20 protein-coding genes are annotated in these 19,462 nt (G+C 29.5%); 18 read left to right on the top strand and 2 right to left on the bottom strand.

Annotated features, from left to right (window positions below; translation table 11 throughout):
• The first annotated feature begins 25 nt into the window (after positions 1-25).
• Positions 26-490 carry a CBS domain-containing protein gene (locus L3B96_RS20085; protein ID WP_011968851.1) on the top strand — a complete coding sequence of 155 codons (465 nt, stop codon included), beginning with the start codon at positions 26-28 and terminating at the stop codon, positions 488-490.
• A 146-nt stretch (positions 491-636) separates the two neighbouring features.
• On the opposite strand, the gene L3B96_RS20090 is transcribed toward L3B96_RS20085, so the two are convergent.
• Together L3B96_RS20090 and L3B96_RS20095 are read right to left on the bottom strand one after the other, a co-directional pair.
• On the bottom strand, positions 637-1,908 hold the full coding sequence (locus tag L3B96_RS20090) for a cation:dicarboxylase symporter family transporter (RefSeq protein ID WP_238948397.1): 1,272 nt from the start codon (positions 1,906-1,908) through the stop codon (positions 637-639).
• Positions 1,909-2,291: 383 nt separating this feature from the next.
• Complete coding sequence (locus tag L3B96_RS20095; RefSeq protein WP_238948398.1) at positions 2,292-2,651, bottom strand: DUF5658 family protein; 360 nt, start codon at positions 2,649-2,651, stop codon at positions 2,292-2,294.
• Positions 2,652-2,958: 307 nt separating this feature from the next.
• Between L3B96_RS20095 and L3B96_RS20100 the strand changes: the two genes are divergently transcribed.
• The 17 genes from L3B96_RS20100 to dtd all read left to right on the top strand — a co-directional run bounded on the left by L3B96_RS20100 (position 2,959) and on the right by dtd (position 19,462).
• Positions 2,959-3,573: a DUF488 domain-containing protein gene (locus tag L3B96_RS20100; RefSeq protein ID WP_238948399.1), complete on the top strand. Its 615-nt coding sequence runs from the start codon at positions 2,959-2,961 to the stop codon at positions 3,571-3,573.
• A gap of 63 nt (positions 3,574-3,636) precedes the next feature.
• Positions 3,637-4,134 (top strand): L,D-transpeptidase, encoded by a 498-nt coding sequence (locus L3B96_RS20105; RefSeq protein ID WP_011968854.1) that lies wholly within the window; start codon positions 3,637-3,639, stop codon positions 4,132-4,134.
• 610 nt (positions 4,135-4,744) lie between these two features.
• Entirely contained in the window at positions 4,745-5,614 is an 870-nt protein-coding gene (locus L3B96_RS20110) for an SPASM domain-containing protein (RefSeq protein WP_238900794.1), read from the top strand.
• A 16-nt stretch (positions 5,615-5,630) separates the two neighbouring features.
• Entirely contained in the window at positions 5,631-6,365 is a 735-nt protein-coding gene (locus tag L3B96_RS20115) for a hypothetical protein (protein ID WP_238900795.1), read from the top strand.
• 118 nt (positions 6,366-6,483) lie between these two features.
• Positions 6,484-7,053, top strand: coding sequence for a hypothetical protein (locus L3B96_RS20120; RefSeq protein ID WP_238900796.1), 570 nt, complete (start codon positions 6,484-6,486; stop codon positions 7,051-7,053).
• Between the two features lie 205 nt (positions 7,054-7,258).
• Complete coding sequence (ruvA, locus tag L3B96_RS20125) at positions 7,259-7,855, top strand: Holliday junction branch migration protein RuvA (protein WP_077828796.1); 597 nt, start codon at positions 7,259-7,261, stop codon at positions 7,853-7,855.
• 65 nt (positions 7,856-7,920) lie between these two features.
• On the top strand, positions 7,921-8,964 hold the full coding sequence (gene ruvB, locus L3B96_RS20130) for a Holliday junction branch migration DNA helicase RuvB (protein ID WP_238900798.1): 1,044 nt from the start codon (positions 7,921-7,923) through the stop codon (positions 8,962-8,964).
• Between the two features lie 128 nt (positions 8,965-9,092).
• Entirely contained in the window at positions 9,093-10,118 is a 1,026-nt protein-coding gene (queA, locus tag L3B96_RS20135; protein ID WP_238948400.1) for a tRNA preQ1(34) S-adenosylmethionine ribosyltransferase-isomerase QueA, read from the top strand.
• A gap of 193 nt (positions 10,119-10,311) precedes the next feature.
• Entirely contained in the window at positions 10,312-11,448 is a 1,137-nt protein-coding gene (tgt, locus tag L3B96_RS20140; protein ID WP_077828798.1) for a tRNA guanosine(34) transglycosylase Tgt, read from the top strand.
• 160 nt (positions 11,449-11,608) lie between these two features.
• Positions 11,609-11,887 carry a preprotein translocase subunit YajC gene (gene yajC, locus L3B96_RS20145; RefSeq protein ID WP_017208831.1) on the top strand — a complete coding sequence of 93 codons (279 nt, stop codon included), beginning with the start codon at positions 11,609-11,611 and terminating at the stop codon, positions 11,885-11,887.
• A gap of 51 nt (positions 11,888-11,938) precedes the next feature.
• Complete coding sequence (locus tag L3B96_RS20150; protein ID WP_011968863.1) at positions 11,939-12,307, top strand: TIGR04086 family membrane protein; 369 nt, start codon at positions 11,939-11,941, stop codon at positions 12,305-12,307.
• 371 nt (positions 12,308-12,678) lie between these two features.
• A complete protein-coding gene (gene secD, locus L3B96_RS20155; protein WP_011968864.1) occupies positions 12,679-13,944 on the top strand; it encodes a protein translocase subunit SecD in 1,266 nt (421 codons plus the stop codon).
• Entirely contained in the window at positions 13,937-14,812 is an 876-nt protein-coding gene (gene secF, locus L3B96_RS20160; protein ID WP_238948401.1) for a protein translocase subunit SecF, read from the top strand. The genes secD and secF overlap by 8 nt, the downstream gene beginning before the upstream one ends.
• A 123-nt stretch (positions 14,813-14,935) precedes the next feature.
• Positions 14,936-15,811 (top strand): DHH family phosphoesterase, encoded by an 876-nt coding sequence (locus L3B96_RS20165; RefSeq protein ID WP_011968866.1) that lies wholly within the window; start codon positions 14,936-14,938, stop codon positions 15,809-15,811.
• A 90-nt stretch (positions 15,812-15,901) separates the two neighbouring features.
• Positions 15,902-16,420: an adenine phosphoribosyltransferase gene (locus L3B96_RS20170; protein ID WP_011968867.1), complete on the top strand. Its 519-nt coding sequence runs from the start codon at positions 15,902-15,904 to the stop codon at positions 16,418-16,420.
• A gap of 344 nt (positions 16,421-16,764) precedes the next feature.
• Positions 16,765-18,981 carry a bifunctional (p)ppGpp synthetase/guanosine-3',5'-bis(diphosphate) 3'-pyrophosphohydrolase gene (locus L3B96_RS20175; protein ID WP_023976280.1) on the top strand — a complete coding sequence of 739 codons (2,217 nt, stop codon included), beginning with the start codon at positions 16,765-16,767 and terminating at the stop codon, positions 18,979-18,981.
• 31 nt (positions 18,982-19,012) lie between these two features.
• Positions 19,013-19,462, top strand: a complete 450-nt coding sequence (gene dtd, locus L3B96_RS20180; protein WP_238948402.1) for a D-aminoacyl-tRNA deacylase — start codon at positions 19,013-19,015, stop codon at positions 19,460-19,462.

Consider the following 19,462-nt stretch of genomic DNA (forward strand, 5'->3'; position numbering starts at 1 on the left):
TAAATTGATTAAAGGGGATAGAATAATGAAAGTAAAGGATTTTATGATTACTGATGTAATTTCCGTAAGTAAAGAAAATACTATTAAAGATGTCATGAGGGTATTAGTCACCAATAAAATAGGCGGAGTACCAATAGTAGATAACAAGGGAATACTTTCGGGTATTGTAAGTGATGGTGATATAATAAGAAGCATAAATCCTAAAGAAGGAAAAATGTATGATTTAATTTCATATGTATTTTATCTTAAAAAGGAAGAATTAGAAGAAGAAATTGGAATTATAAAGGATACTAATATCATGACTATTGCAAAATGTAAAGATATTTTCTGTGTTTTTCCAGAAGATACTATGGAAAAGGTTTTGTCTATTTTCTCAAAACATAACTTTAAAAAGATACCGGTTATAGATAAAGAAAGAAGAGTAGTAGGAGTTATTAGTAGAGGCGATGTAATTAGATATATACAGAAAAAGATTATAGATAAGTTGTAGGTAATAGTAAAAACTTATCTATAATAATTATATTAAAAGTAGAAATAAAGATAACAATTAATCTAGGACAATAGAATATAAAAATAAAAGTGAGTGTTAATTTAGAAAATAATTTCTAGATAAACACTCACTTTTTTGTTATGGAATTAAGCAGCTTTCTTTATGGATTTTATATATTCTTTGCCCTTTATAGAATTATACTTTCCTTCCCATTTTGATACAACAACAACTGCTAGAGAATTACCTAATACATTCACAACAGTTCTAGCCATATCAAGTATACGATCTATTCCGGCTATAAAAGCTAGGCCTTCGGCTGGAATTCCAACAGAACCAAGAGTGGCTAGTAAAACTACAAAAGATACTCCTGGCACGCCTGCTATACCTTTTGAAGTAAGCATCAATACAAGCATTAAATTAATTTGAGCTGGTATTGATAAATTAATACCATATAATTGTGCAATAAATATTGCGGCAATAGCTTGGTAAAGAGTAGAACCATCTAGATTAAAAGAATAACCTGTTGGTACTACAAAAGTTGCAATAGCTTTAGGACATCCGAATTTCTCCATTTTCTCCATGATTTTAGGTAAAACTGTTTCTGAGCTTGCTGTGCTATAAGCAAGTATAAGTTCGTCTTTTAAAATTCTTATGATTGAAAAGATACTTGTCCTAACTAATTTTGCAATTAGTCCAAATATTAGTAGTATAAATAAAATCATTGAACCATAAGTTGTAACTATTAGTTTTCCAAGTGGAATTAAAGATGAAAGTCCAAACTTAGAAACTGTCACACCAATTAAAGCGAATACTCCAAAAGGAGCTGTCTTCATTATTTGATTTGTTACCCAAAACATTGCATCAGCCGTTCCTTGGGCAAACTGTATAACAGGTTTCCCTTTTTCACCAATTGCAGCAACACCTAGACCGAACATAACAGAAAAGAAAATGACTGAAAGCATATCTCCCCTTGTAAGTGAATCAAAAATATTAGTAGGTACAATATTTATAAATGTATCTGCAAAGCTATGATGTGCTACATTTTCTGCAGTGCTTACATAAGCATCAATGCTAGATTTAGCAAGCTCTTGCATATTTATTCCTGTACCTGGATGAAACACATTAGCTATTAAAAGTCCTAATACAATAGCAATAGTTGTTACTACTTCAAAATAAAGAAGAGTTTTTCCTCCAAGTCTTCCAACCTGCTTAATATCTCCCGCTCCAGCAATACCAACTATAAGTGATGAAAAGACGATTGGAACTACAATCATTTTTATTAGACGAATAAAAATATCTCCAATAGGCTTTAAATATGCCTCAACAGCTGGATTTCCATAAAAAAATCCACCTACTATAATTCCAAGTATAAGTCCTACAAGAATTTGTAATGCTAGACCAAATTTAATTTTCTTCATAGTAAAGTCTCCTTCCTTAGTTTAAAATTTGAATAAAAATAATATTAAATATGACATTATTATCATTTCGGGTTGCAAATTATTAGGATTACTTAGCAACATTTTGAATTATAACATAAAAAATGAATTTTGTCTCTAGAAAAAATTCATTTTTAAAAATAAAGAATATATTCTTTTCTTGTTGTTCAATTAATTGAAAATATTTCTAATTGTTAATTATATTTTTAATAAATTTACTATGGTGTATTTACGAGAAGTTAGATTTTAACACTAAGAGAAAAGCGCCAAGATAAAGGGCTTAGGATAGAAAACTGAACATATTAATTAATATAATAAATATATATTTAGAGAATTAGATATTGATTTTCAAAAGAGTTAGCAAATTAAAATATGAAAATAAATATAGGCAATAATGCAAACCAGATAATATGAAATGTGTTTATTAAACCATAGAATATGATACTTACATTAATAAAGTAATTACAGTACTTTAGTTGTTTATCAGTTGCATCTTTCATTCTAAAATATATGAATACAAAAAGAACTGCAGGAGCTAATATTTTTAATAAAAAACTTACAGGTGGACTTTTTACTACTTCTAACATGAAAATATTTGCTTCTACGTAAAAACCAGTATTTAAGAGTAAAATAGTAAATATTATGTCTGTAACATTCAGGATATATAGAGCTAAAAATTTTATTTTTATATTTTTAAGAGAATAGTTTTTTATAAAAGTAATCATTAAAACACCTCCATTTAGTGATTATTACCACAATGAAGATATTGTATAAGCTTTATTAATTATAGGTAGATATATATTTTTTATTAGAACGTATATTTTGAACTACATTATTATAGATATGTCCTTATTTTCTAAGTAGTTTTTATGTTGTTATATTTTTATAGATAGGATTTAAAATATCAAAGAAATTAAAAAAGCTGTGGATAAGCATAGAAGTAAAGTTTGAATTAAGAAAATTTTAAGGAAAGAGCATGGTATAATTGCAGGCAAAGAAAAAATAATATAATAAAGAGAGGAGTTCAAGTAAATGGACATATACACAATAGGACATTCTAACTATTCTATAGAGAAATTAATAGATATGCTAAAGACTTATAATATTGATACTGTTGTAGATATAAGAGGAACTCCGTATTCGAAATATAATGTTCAATATAATAAGGAAACAATAGCTGAAACTTTAAAAAAAGAAGGATTTATATACATATATATGGCTAAAGAACTTGCGGCTCAAAGGCAAGATAAAAACTCTTATAATAAGGAAGGATATTCTGATTTTGAAAAGGTAATTATGGAAGAAGATTTTTTAAGAGGAATTGAGAGGCTAAAAACAGGATGTCAGAAAGGTTATAATATTGCACTTCTTGGAGCTATGCAGGATCCTATAAGGTGTCATAGGAGTATATTAGTTGGAAGATCATTAAGGGAGAATGGATTTAATGTTAAGCATATTTTGGATGACTATACTTTGGCATCTCAAGAGAAAATAGAAGAGAAACTTTTAAGTAAATACTTTAGTAATAGGAATCAGATTACTATAGACAGCTTGCTTGGTAACGAAATTAGCGAGGTTGAAATGATTAAGGAAGGTTATCGACTGGCAAATAAAGAAATTGGATATAGAGTGCAGCATTTAGAATAATAGAAATCAAAATTAATATATAAGACATATATTAATATGTATTACTAAATTAGGATTTTAATTATGAAAAAAATTTTATCTAAAGTATTAAGAGGTATTGGGATTAAAAAAAATGGCATTAGAGCAGATATGTCGAGTGACCGTATTAGCTATGCAGATTATGTAAATTCTAAGAATTATTCTAGTGAAACCAACTACTTGATTTGGGTAGATACTGGAAGCTTTAAAGTGAATATTTTTAAAGGAAGCACAAATAAGTGGAACCTAATTAATAGTTATTTGTGCACCTTGGGAAAAGCCTCAACGCCAACACCTAAAGGAACTTATAAGGTTGGAATAAAGGGACTCTATTTTGGCGTAAATAAAGGATACAAGTGTTGGTATTATACACAGTTTAAAGGTAATTATTTATTTCATTCAATAATTTATAATTTGGATGGATCGGTTAGAGATGGAAGGTTAGGTATGAAGCTATCAGATGGGTGTATAAGGTTAGCCAAAGAAAATGCTAAATGGATTTATGACAATATACCTAAGGGGACTAAAGTAGTTATAAATTAACCCATATTTATATATTTGGATAGATAAATAAAGGTTAAGAGAATAATTATATAAAATTGCACTTGTAATTAAATATAAAAGAAAACATATTCACATTAAATCTAGTATATGGATTTTATTATAAAAATTACAATTATTCAGAAAATTCAAAAAACTATTGCAATTAATGATGAAATGAGATATAATTAAATCAAGATAAAGGCTTAATTTATCTTAGTGTACTGACACTTCAATCCGGCAGAAGAGTATATCTCAAGAGATATACAGTTGGTGACGGGCAACGAAAAAATCCCGGAAGCAATGTACGACAGACGGTCGTACCCAGTTGGCGGACAACGTTAAAATCAGTAACTAAGAAAGAGCAAGTGAAGTTAGTAAGATTCACTTGCTCTTTGTCTTTTATAAAGATAATAATTGACTATTATAATTAAAGTGTTTAACATAAATATCCATCTAAATTTTATATTAGATTTAGGTGGAATTTTTATTGTAAAATAATTTTAAGAAAACAGTGATTTTCTTGCAAAGGCGGGGATTAAAATATATACTAGTTTGAGATATAAAATATATTTTATTTTTATCTAAATGTATTGATTGGAGTAATAATTTAATGAAGAAATTTAAAAAGATTTATATAGAGATAACAAATGTGTGTAATTTAAGTTGCGATTTTTGCCCTAAAACAAATAGGGAACTTAAGTTTATGGATAAGAAAAGTTTTCAACATATCGTAAATAGCGTGAAATCACATACTGATTATGTATATTTCCATCTAATGGGAGAACCATTTTTAAATGAAAATATAAAGAGTTTTTTGGATATAAGCAATGAAAATTCATTAAAGGTTAATATAACTACTAATGGAACTTTAATAAGTGAAGTTAAGGATGTGTTACTTAGTTCAAATGCTTTGAGGCAAGTTAATATTTCGCTTCATAGCTTTGAAGCGAATGAGGGACATGTTGAGTTTAGTAAATATATAGATAATATAATTGAATTTGTTAAAGAAGCTAGTGAAAAAACTAATATAATAACTTCTTTAAGGTTGTGGAATTTAGATACAAAGTATACTGCTAGTAATAGCATGAATATTGATATTTTTGAATTTCTTGAACAAAGTTTCGAAATAAAATCCAGTTTGAGAGAAAGTTTAAAGGAAAAAAATAGTTTTAAACTAAAAAATAATGTATATCTTAGTATGGGAGAGAAATTTAAGTGGCCATCATTGCAAGTTGAGGAGTTAGGAGAAAGAGTCTTCTGCTATGGGCTTAGAGATCAAGTGGGAATATTGGTAGATGGAACAGTAGTGCCTTGTTGTTTAGATAGTGATGGTAGCATAGCACTTGGTAATATCTTTGACAATACATTAGAAGAAATTCTAAGTTCAAAAAGAGCTATAGACATATATAATGGTTTTTCTGGAAGAAAGGCAGTAGAAGAATTATGCAAAAAATGTGGTTTTATAAATAGAGTAAGATAGTGGGGGCGTTGTTAAAATGGAAACAGCAATTAAGTCAGTGGGTATTTTTTTATTGATATATTTTTCGTATTACTATGTATTGAGATTCATACAATCGGTTTTTCAAGGAGCACTGAGTAGTATAAATGCAGGAATGGCTAAATTTATATATGCTTTAAGTACACCGGCTCATGAACTTGCACATTTATTAGTTGCAATTTTATGTCTTGCTAAAATAGAACAAGTACAACTTTTGCCAAAAGGAAACAGACCAGGATTTATAAGATCAAGGGTTGGAAGCAGTATGCCATTTTTAATTAGTATTAAGGAATTTCTTATAGCTATAGCACCTGTTATAATAAATATACCATTATTCATATTTATAGAGAGTAAATTTGTATTAAAAGATAAAGTTGCTGATATATCTAGAATACTAGATCCGAGAATAATAGTGAGTAAAGAAGGTATAATAACTATAGTTTTATTTCTAGTACTAATAAGTGGAATAGCACCAAGTCATGAAGATTTTAAAGGAATGATAAAAGGACTTATAATTCTTAGTGCAGTTGTATTCGGATTGTCATTTTTAACTTCAATGTTTTTAGATATGAAGTGGATGAACGCAAAGCCAATAATAGCAGTACTATTATATTATATTGAATTAATAATATTCGTGTTGATAATAAATGCTATTATGCATTATAGGAATTGTTTCAAAATAACATGGATTATATTAATAAGTGCCATAAAACATGCTTTTAGAAAAAGTTAATGGGAAATCGATCTTAAATGGTAAATACTTTATGGAGATACTTAATTTATACATTCAAAGAATATTCTTGTATAAATATAGAAATAATGGCTATACTCCTTGATAAGGAGTGATTATTATGGTAAATAAAAAGAAATTATTCATAGGTATGACATTAGCATTAGCACTTATATTTTCTATAACATATTATTTTTCAGAAAAGTATATAAGTAACAAAAATGCTAAAAATAATCCTGTATCATCAAGTGAAATAAATAATAAATTAAATGATAATATAAGAATTTATTTATATGCAGGTGAAAAGAAAGAAAAAGAATTAACATTGTCAGAGTTAAAGAAAGAATTAAATATAGATAAGAACTTAACAGAAACGGAATTATCAAAGGCATTAAAAGATAAGGGATATGTTTTAGAAGTAGAATCTAATGGAGAAATGACCTATAAAAGAGATGCTTCTAAAGCTGTAAAACCTAATAAATATTATATCGGAGAAAAAGATGGCTTTTTAGCTATATATAAAACTGATGATAATGGAACTTTATCAATTGAAAATAGCGAAGATGTGTATACTAATAGTAAAAAAGTAGATAACTTAAGTGAGATAGATAAAGACAAAATTAAGAATTTTGAACTTGAATATAATTCAAAAGATGATGCGGAAGAAAGCTTATCAGAATTTTTATCATAGTGGAAATTCTGATAGGTAAATTTTAATTAATAAAAGGCATGTTGGTAATTTTAATACTACATGCCTTTTATTAATTAAAAAATACATTGTTGAAAGATTTGGCTGAAAATGATAAAGTATAAGTTAGGTTTTAATAATGTAGAAATTAGTTTTTTAGCTAAATTTTAAATATAGTTATAGATATAGAAAAGTTGGTGTGAAATAGATGTACGAATATATAAAAGGTAAATATATTGGGATAAATAAAGATTATGTAATAGTAGAGAATAGCGGTATAGGCTACAAGATATTTACATCAGGTGCTACAATGTCCTCTATGCCAAAGAATGGAGAGGAGATTATGCTTTACCTTGAGCAAATAGTAAGGGAAGATTTTATTGGATTATATGGGTTTGATTCAAAGGAAGAGCTAGAGATGTTTAAGCTTCTTTTAACAGTAAGTGGAGTTGGACCAAAAGCAGCATTATCTTTATTATCTATAAGCAGAGTTAATAATTTAAAATACGCAATAATGATTGGCGATGAGAAACACATCTGTAGAGGTGTGGGAATAGGCAAAAAAACAGCAGCTAGAATTATTTTAGAGATCAAAGATAAACTAAAGCCAGATGAATTACTGGATAGCAGTATGGAAATTGATACAAAGGATAATGAGAATGTTATGGCATTATCAGAAGCTTTAAGCGCGTTAATTGCGCTAGGGTATAGCGAGAAGGAAGCAGAATCAGTACTTAAAAAGATAGATAAGAATGATAGTGTAGAAAATATCATTAAAAATGCATTAAAGGCGTTGATGGGATAAAGCTTCTAAGACATAAGTAGCAAAAAATTATACATATATGACTCATAAGAAAAGGGGGAGGTTTTTTGGAAAGAATAGTTAATCCATCTGAGATGCAAGAAGATTTTAATTCTGAACTTAGTTTAAGACCTCAAAAAATAAATGAATATATAGGACAAGACAAAGTAAAAGAGCGATTAGATATATTTATTAAAGCTGCAAGAAATAGAAAAGAAGCATTAGATCATACACTTTTATATGGACCACCTGGACTTGGAAAAACTACTTTAGCTAATATTATAGCAAAAGAAATGGGTGGGGATTTAAAAATCACTTCTGGACCAGCAATAGAAAGAGCAGGAGATTTAGCAGCGATACTAACAACATTAAAAGATTATGATGTTTTATTTATAGATGAAATACATAGGCTAAATAGAAATGTTGAGGAAATATTATATCCTGCTATGGAGGATTATGCTCTAGATATAGTTATAGGAAAAGGTGCTACAGCAAAATCTATAAGAATTGATCTTCCTAAATTTACACTAATTGGAGCAACAACAAGGATTGGAATGCTTACATCTCCACTTAGAGATAGATTTGGTGTGCTTTGTGCCATGGAATATTATACAGATGAAGAACTTAAGGAGATAGTAAGTAGAAGCGCTTTGGTTTTTGGATGTAAAATTACTGAAGAAGGCGCTTTGGAAATTGCTAAGAGATCAAGAGGAACACCTAGAATTGCCAATAGGCTATTAAAAAGAGTCAGGGATTATTCAGAAGTAAAATCTAATAAGCTAGTATCATTGAAAGAGGCTAGAGAGGCTTTAGAATTATTGGAAGTTGATAATCAGGGATTTGATAAAGTTGATAATAAAATACTTGAAGCTATTATTGATAATTTTAACGGGGGACCTGTTGGAATTGAAACACTTTCTTATTTTATAGGTGAGGAATTGGGAACTATAGAAGACGTATATGAACCATACTTGCTTCAAAAAGGCTTTATAATAAGAACACCAAGAGGAAGAATAGCAAGTGATAAGGCATATGAACATCTTGGAAGAGTAAACAATTCAAAAAGCAAAAGTAATAATGGGAAAGTACAAGGTAGCTTTTTTGATAAATAGATAAGTAGGGATTTATTAGTAAGCGCTTTAAAATTGAGTTTTGAACAACTGATATAGTTTTCGAAAGTTTAACTTCCTTAGAAGTGTCAATAATAAGAATAAGCTATTAGTTAGGAGAAGATAAATAAATGAACGTAAAAGATTTTGATTTTTACTTACCAGAAGAGTTGATAGCTCAACATCCGTTAGAACAAAGAGATTCATCAAGACTTATGGTTTTAGATAAGAAAACTGGTGAGATTAAGCATAAGAAATTTCATGATATTATAGAATACTTAAATGAAGGAGATACTTTAGTATTAAACAATACAAGAGTAATGCCAGCAAGATTAATTGGAGAAAAGGAAGGTACTGGCGGAAAAATTGAGTTCCTTTTACTTAAAAGAATTGAAAAGGATAGATGGGAGTGCCTAGCAAAGCCTGGTAAATCCGCAAAGGTTGGTAGAAAATTTACATTTGGAGAAGGTAAGTTAAAAGCTGAAGTTGTTGAAGTAAAGGAAAACGGAAATAGAATAGTTGAATTTTTCTATGATGGAATATTCGAGGAAGTTCTAGATTCGCTTGGGGAGATGCCTTTGCCACCATATATTCATGAGAGATTAGAAGATAGGGAAAGGTATCAAACAGTGTATTCTAAAGAAAATGGTTCTGCTGCAGCACCTACTGCGGGATTACATTTTACAAAAGAGTTATTGCAAGAAATAAAGAATAAAGGAATTAACATAGTATATCTAACATTACATGTTGGACTTGGAACTTTTAGACCTGTAAAAGTCGAATCTCTAGAGGAGCATGAAATGCATTCAGAGCTTTATATGCTTTCAAAAGAAAGTGCAGATATAATAAACGAAACTAAAAAAAGAGGAAATGCGGTTATATCTGTTGGAACAACTTCAACAAGGACATTAGAAACTATTGGTGATGAAAATGGATTTGTTAAGGAACAAAGTGGATGGACTAATATATTTATTTATCCTGGATATAAATTTAAAGTAGTGGATAAGTTAATTACAAACTTCCATTTACCAGAATCTACATTGATAATGCTTGTTTCAACTTTAGCAGGAAGAGAAAATGTTATGAATGCATATGAAGAAGCAGTAAATGAAAAATATAGATTTTTCTCATTTGGAGATGCTATGTTTATTAAATAAAAGTTTTGATTACATTGATGAGGTGACATAGTCAAGTGTTTCAATATAAAATGGGATGAATTAGAAAATAGATATTGATTTTATAATTCAGCTAACAACTAAATGGAAGTTAGTTTCTTTAAAGAATCTCAGAGTTGCTCAGTAAACAAAGGTAGCTGAGTTTCGTAAAAATATAATTAAGAGGTGAACGCTTGTGAGTAAAAGGTATACTTTATTAAAAAAGGATGGAAAAGCAAGGAGAGGGCAGTTTGAAACTCCTCATGGAACTATACAAACTCCAGTATTCATGAATGTTGGAACATTAGCAGCTATAAAAGGTGCAGTTTCTAGCATGGATTTAAAGGAGATAGGATGCCAGGTTGAACTTTCTAATACATATCATCTTCACTTAAGACCAAGTGATAAAGTGGTTAAAAAACTTGGAGGATTACATAAGTTTATGAATTGGGATAGACCAATTCTCACAGATTCAGGTGGATTTCAAGTATTTTCGTTAGCTAAGATGAGAAAAATAAAAGAAGAAGGCGTGTATTTTAATTCACATATAGATGGAAAGAAAATATTTATGGGACCAGAAGAATCAATGCAAATTCAAAGTAATTTGGCATCTACAATAGCAATGGCTTTTGATGAATGTATTGAAAATCCAGCGCCTAGAGAATACGTAGAAAGATCAGTGGAAAGAACTACAAGATGGCTTGAAAGATGTAAGAATGAAATGGATAGGTTAAATTCTATGCCAGATACAATAAATAAGGAACAAATGCTATTTGGAATAAATCAGGGTGGAGTTTATGAAGATATAAGGATAAAGCACGCTAAAGAAATAACTAAAATGGATCTAGATGGATATGCCATAGGTGGGCTTGCTGTTGGAGAAACTCATGAAGAAATGTATAGAGTGATAGATGCAGTTGTACCACATTTGCCAGAAGATAAACCTATATATTTAATGGGAGTAGGTACACCTAGCAATATATTGGAAGCGGTCGACAGAGGCGTGGATTTCTTTGATTGTGTACTTCCAGCCAGAAATGGGAGACACGGAAATGTATTTTGTAGTGAAGGCAAGCTTAATCTTATGAATGCAAAATATGAACTTGATGATAGATCTATTGATGATGGTTGCGAATGTCCAACATGCAAGAATTATACAAGAGCATATATAAGACATTTATTTAAAGCAAAGGAAATGCTTGCAATGAGATTATGTGTTTTACATAATTTGTATTTTTATAATAAGTTAATGAAAGATATAAGAGACGCAATTGAAGGTGGTTATTTTAAGCAATTTAAGGAAGAAAAATTATCACAATGGGAAGGAAGATAATTGAAAATAATTATTTATGAATTTGGTGGGATATAGATCTTTACACAATTTCTAAATGAACATGAGTAACAAATGTAGGTTTATATTGACATTAAAGTAAATAAAATGTAAACTACATATCATGAATAGAAAAAAATAATAAACACATTGGAGGAAAAGTATGGATAATATGTTAGCGTTACTTACGAGCGTAGTACCTTATTTACTTGTATTTGTGATATTTTTTTTCCTTCTTATATTACCTGAGAAGAAGAGAAAAAAGAAATATCAAGGTATGATTGATGAATTAAAAGTAAATGATGAAATTGTGACAAGAGGTGGAATCATAGGTAAGATTACACATATAGATGAAAAATCAGTTACAATTGAAAGTGGTCCTGCAAAAACTAGAATTAAATTAGAGAAGAGCGGAATATCTCATAAAATAAAGATGGATTAATCATAATGCCCTTTAATATTTCATAAAATGAAGTGTTGGGGGGTGTTTTTGATGGAAAATAGTAAATATTTTAGATCAGTAGTAAAAGGTACTATTGGAACTTTGATTCTAAGCTTCATAGGAGTTACAATTCTATCTTTATTGATGACTAAACTAGTATTTAGTAAAGGTATTTTTAACATGATATATGTAATAATATCTTTATGCAGTTTAAGTTTAGGAGCAATGATAGGAGCAAAGAAAAATGAATCAAAGGGATGGCTTGTAGGCTTTGGAGTAGCACTATCATATTATTTAGTATTGTTTATACTATCTAGTAGTTTTAATGGAGAATTAGCATTTAAGCTTTTTGATTTCATTAAATTGATTATAGCACTGGTTGTAGGTACTCTTGCTGGGATGCTAGGGATAAATTTATAAGATACTTCAGTTTTTAATGACTAACTTTACAAAGATTAAAAGAAGTTATACATATGTGAAATCATTTTTATTTAAATGAAGGTTAAACAGTATTTTAATGTTATATTATACATTAATAAAAAACTTTATTAAGAAATTATAGTGTGCTATAATGAACAATGTGCAACATAAGAATGTAATAATATTTAAAATTAAGAAGTAATAAGTTCTTTAAAATTCAGCTTAAAGACTTTAATTTCTTAATTTTAAATATTAAAGTATTTTACATAATAAAGGAAACTGTTAATGAAATTGTAATCCAAAATTTTCAGTAAGGAATATATAGTAAATACTAACCTAATGAAAGACATAATATGCAGAGGGGGATTAAGATGAAAAGAAAAAGCAAAAGTTCAGCATTGTTGATATTAATTATTGCTGTAATTGGACTGTTAGCTTTTGCAGGATTTAAAGGATTTGTTCTAGGAGGATGGGAATTTAAATCATTTGATAAAGTAATAACTAGAGGACTAGATTTACAAGGCGGAGTTTCTGTTCTTATGGAAATTCAAAAAGATGATGTAACTGCAGAAGAATTACAAAGTGCTAAGGAACATTTATCTTTAAGAGTAAATAAACTTGGTGTTGCAGAAACAATTGTAGCAACAGAAGGTCCAAAGAGAATAAGAGTAGATGTACCGGGATTAACTAATTCTAAGGAAATAGTAGATAGTTTGGTTAAGTCTGGTAATTTGAGTTTTAAAGGGCCAGATGGAACTGAAATTTTAACAGGTTCAGATGTAAAAAAAGCAACTGCACAAATGAATCAACAAAATGGTGGATATGAAGTTGGTTTAGAATTAAATGATGAAGGTGCACAAAAGTTTGCAGATGCAACAGGAAAATATATTGGGCAAAATATTTCAATCTACCTTGATGACGAAGAAATATCAACTGCGCGAGTAAATTCGCAAATTTCAGGTGGAAAAGCAAGTATTGAAACACATGATACATTAGAAAAGAATAAAGAATTAGCTGGAATGATTAATGCAGGTGCACTTCCACTTCCAGTTAAAGAAGTTTCAGTTAGTAATGTTGGAGCGGAACTAGGAGCTACAGCATTTCCAAACTCTGTTAAGGCGGGAATTATAGGAGTTGGATTAGTATTTTTATTCATGCTATTCCATTATAGAATTCAAGGATTAATGGCTAATATTGCTTTAACTTTGTATATAACACTTACACTTTTTGCTTTTATAGAAGTAGGTGTTACATTGACTCTTCCAGGTATAGCAGCATTCTTGCTTACTATTGGTGTGGCTGTTGATGCTAATATACTAACGTTTGAAAGAACTAAAGAGGAGTTAAAGAAAGGGTATACTGTTAAGGCGGCAGTGAAAAAAGGATCAGAGCATGCATTATCTTCAATAGTAGATTCTAACATGACAACTTTACTTGCATCACTAATTCTATATTTTATAGGATCTGGAGCAGTAAAAGGTTTTGCAATTACACTTATGATAGGTATAGTTATAAGTTTATTTACAGGTTTGGTAGTAACAAAAGTACTTGTTAATTTAGCTGTTGAAAGTGGAATTATAAATAAACCATCACACTTTGGTGTTACTTTGAAAAAGGGGGATGAAAAACATGCTTAAAATAATGGAAAAGACAAAATTATGGTTTTCAATATCCCTAATCATTATTGTAATCGGAATGGGATTCTTATGTGTTAGAGGACTAAACTTTGGTATAGATTTTAAAGGTGGTTCTGAAATAGTACTTCAACTAGACGAAAGTATAAATAAAGATGATGTTGACACAATCATTCGAAGTTATGCACCAGATGCTTCGACGAATACAATTAATAATAATCAATATGAAATAAAATCAGCAGATCTGGATAGTGATAAGTTAGGATTAATTGTATCTGATTTAGAATCTAAATATAAACTGGATGATAAAGTGCTAGTTTCACAAAATGAAATAGGATCATCAGTAGGTAGAGAGTTGACTCAAAATTCTATATATGCATTACTTGCGGCTTTTGCAGTAATGTTAGTGTATATAGCTATTAGATTTGAATTCAAATTTGGAGTAGCGGCTATAGCGGCCACAATTCATGATATATTAGTAACTATTTCTGTTTACTCAATATTTTATATTCCAGTAAATACACCTTTTATAGCAGCGATACTGACTATAGTTGGGTATTCTATGTGTGATACGATAGTTATTTTTGATAGAATTAGAGAAAACACAAAGATAATGAGAAGAGCGAAATCAGTTGAAGTGGCAGATGTAAGTTTGACTGAAACTATAGCAAGATCACTATATACTTCTTCAGCAACAGTAGTTACTATAATAGCAATGAATTTTTTAGTGCCATCTGTTCAAGCATTTACGATTCCTTTAATTGTAGGTATCATAAGTGGAGCGTATTCATCAATATGTATAGCATCACCAATTTGGGTATACTTAAAAGATAGAGTTAGAAGCCAAAAGAAAAAATTACAAAAAGCTTAATTACTGGAAATGAAGAAACCTCCAGCACAATGGGGGTTTTTTCATTTGTTAACAAAATAATTGTAAAATTTATTATAATCATTTATAATAAAGGTGTTTTCTAATTTTATGGAGGAATAAACCATGCGTAAATTCTGGGAAAGTATATATTGTCCAAATTATATTAGTGGATATAACCCATTTATACTTAAGGGTATGAACAAAGCAATAGAGAGATTAGCTTTGGCGGTAAATAATAGACAAAAAATAGTTGTTTATGGTACATATAATGTCGATGGGATTTGTGCAGTTTCATCGTTAATTCTTGTTTTAAGATATTTAAATGCTGATGTAGAATATTTAATATATGATAGGCAAGAAGCTGATGCTAGAATAAATTCGGTAGATATAAAAAATAACGTAGATTTTTTAGGTGCTGAACTATTAATAACTTTAGGTGTTGGATTAAAATCTAAAGAAGAAGTTGAGCTATGCAAAAAACTAGGTATTGATTTAATTATTCTTGAAAATGAAGAAAGTGATCTTGTTAATGACTATATTTACATAAATCCTAACCAAAAGGGGTGCCAATACAGATATAAGAACTTATCGACAAGTGGACTTACTTTTAAACTTATGCAAGCTATTGCTATATACTACAATATGAAAAGTATAAATAAATATTTAGATTTAATACTTATAGGTATTCAGTGGGCAAAGGTACCATCAAAAGGAGAAAATGGAGTACTGATTAAAGAAGGAAATAAGTTCTTGATGAATACTAATAATAATGGATTGAGATCAATAATAGAATTTAACAGTTTGGAAGAGTTTAACAATGACGGTATAAATAATATAATTGAATTCATAATTCCGCCTATAGGTGCGGTAGGTGTTATGGATAATGCTAGAATTGTCTTAGAGCTCTTAACTACAAATGATAAAGATAGAGCTGATCAAATTGTTAAATATTTATATAGACTTAAAACAAATAATTCCATAAGGTATATGGAAAGTTAATGAAATATTAAAGCAATATTTATTAATTATTAGTTGTTTAATATTAAATCATAAATGATATGTTAAATTAAATTCTATGGAGGAGTTAAAATGGATTTACAAGAAAAAATAAGGGTAATCGAAAATTTTCCTAAAGAAGGAATTAGTTTTAAGGACATAACAACATTAATTGCTGATGGAGAAGCGTTAAGGGAAACTATTAATAGAATAGTTAAACATCTAGAGGATAAAAAAATTGATTTAATTGTTGGGCCTGAAGCAAGAGGATTTATTTTTGGAGTTCCTGTGGCATATGCTTTAGGAGTAGGATTTATTCCAGTAAGAAAGCCAGGAAAATTACCAGGAGAAACTATATCAGTTAATTATGGATTGGAATATGGAGAAGATCAGCTTCAACTTCATAAAGATGCAATCAAACCAGGTCAAAGAGTTGCTGTTGTAGATGACTTATTAGCAACAGGGGGAACTGTGGAAGGTGTTGCTAAATTAATAGAACAAGCAGGTGGAATAGTTGCTTCACTTGATTTTGTAATAGAACTAACAGAATTAAAAGGAAAAGATAAATTAGAAGGATATGATGTACTATCATTAGTTAAATATGACATCTAAGTTGTGGTTTTAGATATTTTAAGAGTTGTTTCTGGGCATTATAATTGGTAAGGATTCCATTTCTTTTAAATGTATTGTTGAAAATAATTCTAAAATAATATATAATTATTAAAAAGTTAGGCTGGTTATTAAACCAGCCTTTGAATTTAGGTATATTCAAAAAAGCGGAGCGGAATTCAGGATACTTTATTAATTTGATTGTATTTTATGCTGATAAATTGACTAACGCTAAGAATCAGTATTTACTAAATTATCTGCCTAAAAATTATACTGTAATTTCTAATCTGTTGTTTTGTTTTAGATACTTACTTCAAATGAATTAATATAGAAGGAGCGTAATCCTTATGATTGATAAATTACTGGAAAAGATTGATAAGAATTGTAATAATGTTGATGTTGAAATGGTAAAAAAAGCATATGATTTTGCTGAAAAAGCTCATAAGGACCAAAAAAGGGAATCGGGTGAACCGTATATTATTCATCCGATAGCAGTAGCTGAAATTCTAGCTGAGTTAGGTATGGATACTAATACTATTGTAGCTGGATTATTGCATGATGTAATTGAAGACACGGAGTTTTCTTATGATGAAACAGTCAGCCTCTTTAATGCAGAAATCGCTAATCTTGTAGAAGGTGTTACGAAGCTTACTAAGCTTGGAGAAATGGAATATAAAACTAAAGAAGAGCAACAAGCTGATAATGTGAGAAAAATGTTGCTTGCTATGGCAAAGGATATAAGAGTAATAATTATTAAATTGGCAGATAGATTACATAATATGAGAACTCTCAAATTTATGCCAGCAAAAAAGCAAAAAAACAAAGCAAAAGAGACATTGGATATTTACGCGCCTTTAGCGCATAGGCTGGGTATGTCTAAAATTAAATGGGAATTAGAGGATTTATGTTTTAGATATTTACATGAAAAAGAATATTATGAATTAGTAGATAGTATTGCCGAAAAGAGAGTAGAAAGAGAAACTTACATAAACGATATAGTAAATGATTTAAAACAAAAGCTTGGAAATTCTGGAATTGAATCGGATATTGATGGAAGACCAAAGCATTTTTATAGTATCTACAAAAAGATGGTTAGTAAGAATAAAAGCATAGAGCAAATTTTTGATTTAACGGCTATTAGAGTTTTGGTGCATTCTGTTAAGGATTGTTATGGTGTCCTTGGAATAGTACACACTATCTATAGGCCAATTCCAGGAAGGTTTAAAGATTATATAGCAATGCCTAAACCAAACATGTATCAATCATTACATACCACTGTAATTGGACCACAAGGCAAAACTTTTGAAATTCAAATTAGAACTTTTGAAATGCATAAAACAGCAGAATATGGAATTGCAGCTCACTGGAAGTATAAAGAGGGAGATAGCGCCAAAGGAGAGCAAGATAAGCAAAAAGATTTTGAAAAGAAGCTAGTATGGCTTAGAGATATGTTGGAATGGCAGAAAGAAACATCAGATGCTGAAGAGTTTATTGAAGGTTTTAAGATAGATCTGTTTTCAGATGAAGTATTTGTATTCACTCCAAAAGGTGTTGTAATAAATTTATGTAGTAATGCTACGCCTATAGATTTTGCATATAGAATACATACTGATGTAGGAAATAAGTGCGTAGGTGCTAAGGTTAATGGTAAGATAGTTCCTTTAGATTATACTCTCAAGACAGGAGAAATTGTAGAGATTTTAACTTCGCCTAATGCTAAGGGACCTAATATGGATTGGTTAAACATTGCAAAAAGTAATCAATCTAAGAGCAAAATAAAGCTTTGGTTTAAAAAGGCTAAAAGAGAAGAAAATATGCTAAAGGGCAAGGAACTTCTTGAAAAGGAATTAAAGAAACAGTGTGTTAACTATGCTGACGTTGCTAAAGGGGATTTTTATGAAAAATTAGTGAAAAGATATAATATTCATTCTATGGATGATTTATATGCTTTAATTGGTATAGGAGGATTCTCTGTATCTACTCTTATTGCAAGATTGAAGGAAGACAATGGGATAGGTGTAGATAAGGTAAACAAGGAAAAAGAAAATAAGGAAATTTTAAATAAGAATATAGAGGAACAAATTGCAAAAACAGCAAGAAAACCAGAACCTAATGGATATGGAATAACAGTAAAAGGTGAAAGTAATCTTATGGTCAGGTTTGCTAAGTGTTGTAGTCCAGTTCCTGGAGATGAAATTTTAGGATATATAACTAAAGGTAGAGGAGTATCAGTTCATAGGAGTGATTGCAGTAATTTGCAAAACCTTATAGATACAGATAAAGATAGAGTAGTAGAAGTTAATTGGGGATCAGCACAAGGTACATCTTATTTTGCAGAAATTCAAGTTGTAGCTGATGATAGAGATGGATTGCTAGCAGATATAATGAGTGTTATAACAGAGCTTAAACTACAGTTAAGTGCTGTAAATGCGAATTTAGCAAAGCAAGGATCGGCACTAATTAATGTAAAAATAAAAATTACATCTGTCGATAGTCTGAAGGATTTAATGAAGCGACTTAAAAGATTAAAAGGTGTGACAGATGTATATAGAGTAAATAGTTAGAATCTTATATATATCAGAAAGGTGAGATAACATGAGAGCAGTTGTACAAAGAGTGAGCTCATCTAGCGTTTGTGTTGATGGAGATATAATTGGTGAAATAGGTGTAGGTTTTAATGTATTAATAGGAATATCTAAGGATGATACTTTTGAAGACCTAAAATATATAAAAGATAAGATTATCAATTTGAGAGTGTTTCATGATGAAAATGATAAAATGAATTTGTCACTATTGGATATTAAAGGTGAAATACTTGTGATATCTCAGTTTACATTGTATGGTGATTGTAGAAAAGGAAGAAGGCCCAATTTTATGGAAGCACAAGGTGGAGAAGAGGCTAAAAAGCTGTATGAAGAATTCTTAGATCTTCTTAAGATATCAAACTTAAAAGTTGAATGTGGAGAATTTGGAGCAGACATGAAGGTTAAAATTAATAATGATGGGCCTGTTACCATATTATTAGATAGTAAGAGAAATTTTTAG

It is taken from the genome of Clostridium sp. YIM B02569, from assembly GCF_022320765.1.
In the GTDB taxonomy this organism is placed as follows: domain Bacteria; phylum Bacillota; class Clostridia; order Clostridiales; family Clostridiaceae; genus Clostridium; species Clostridium beijerinckii.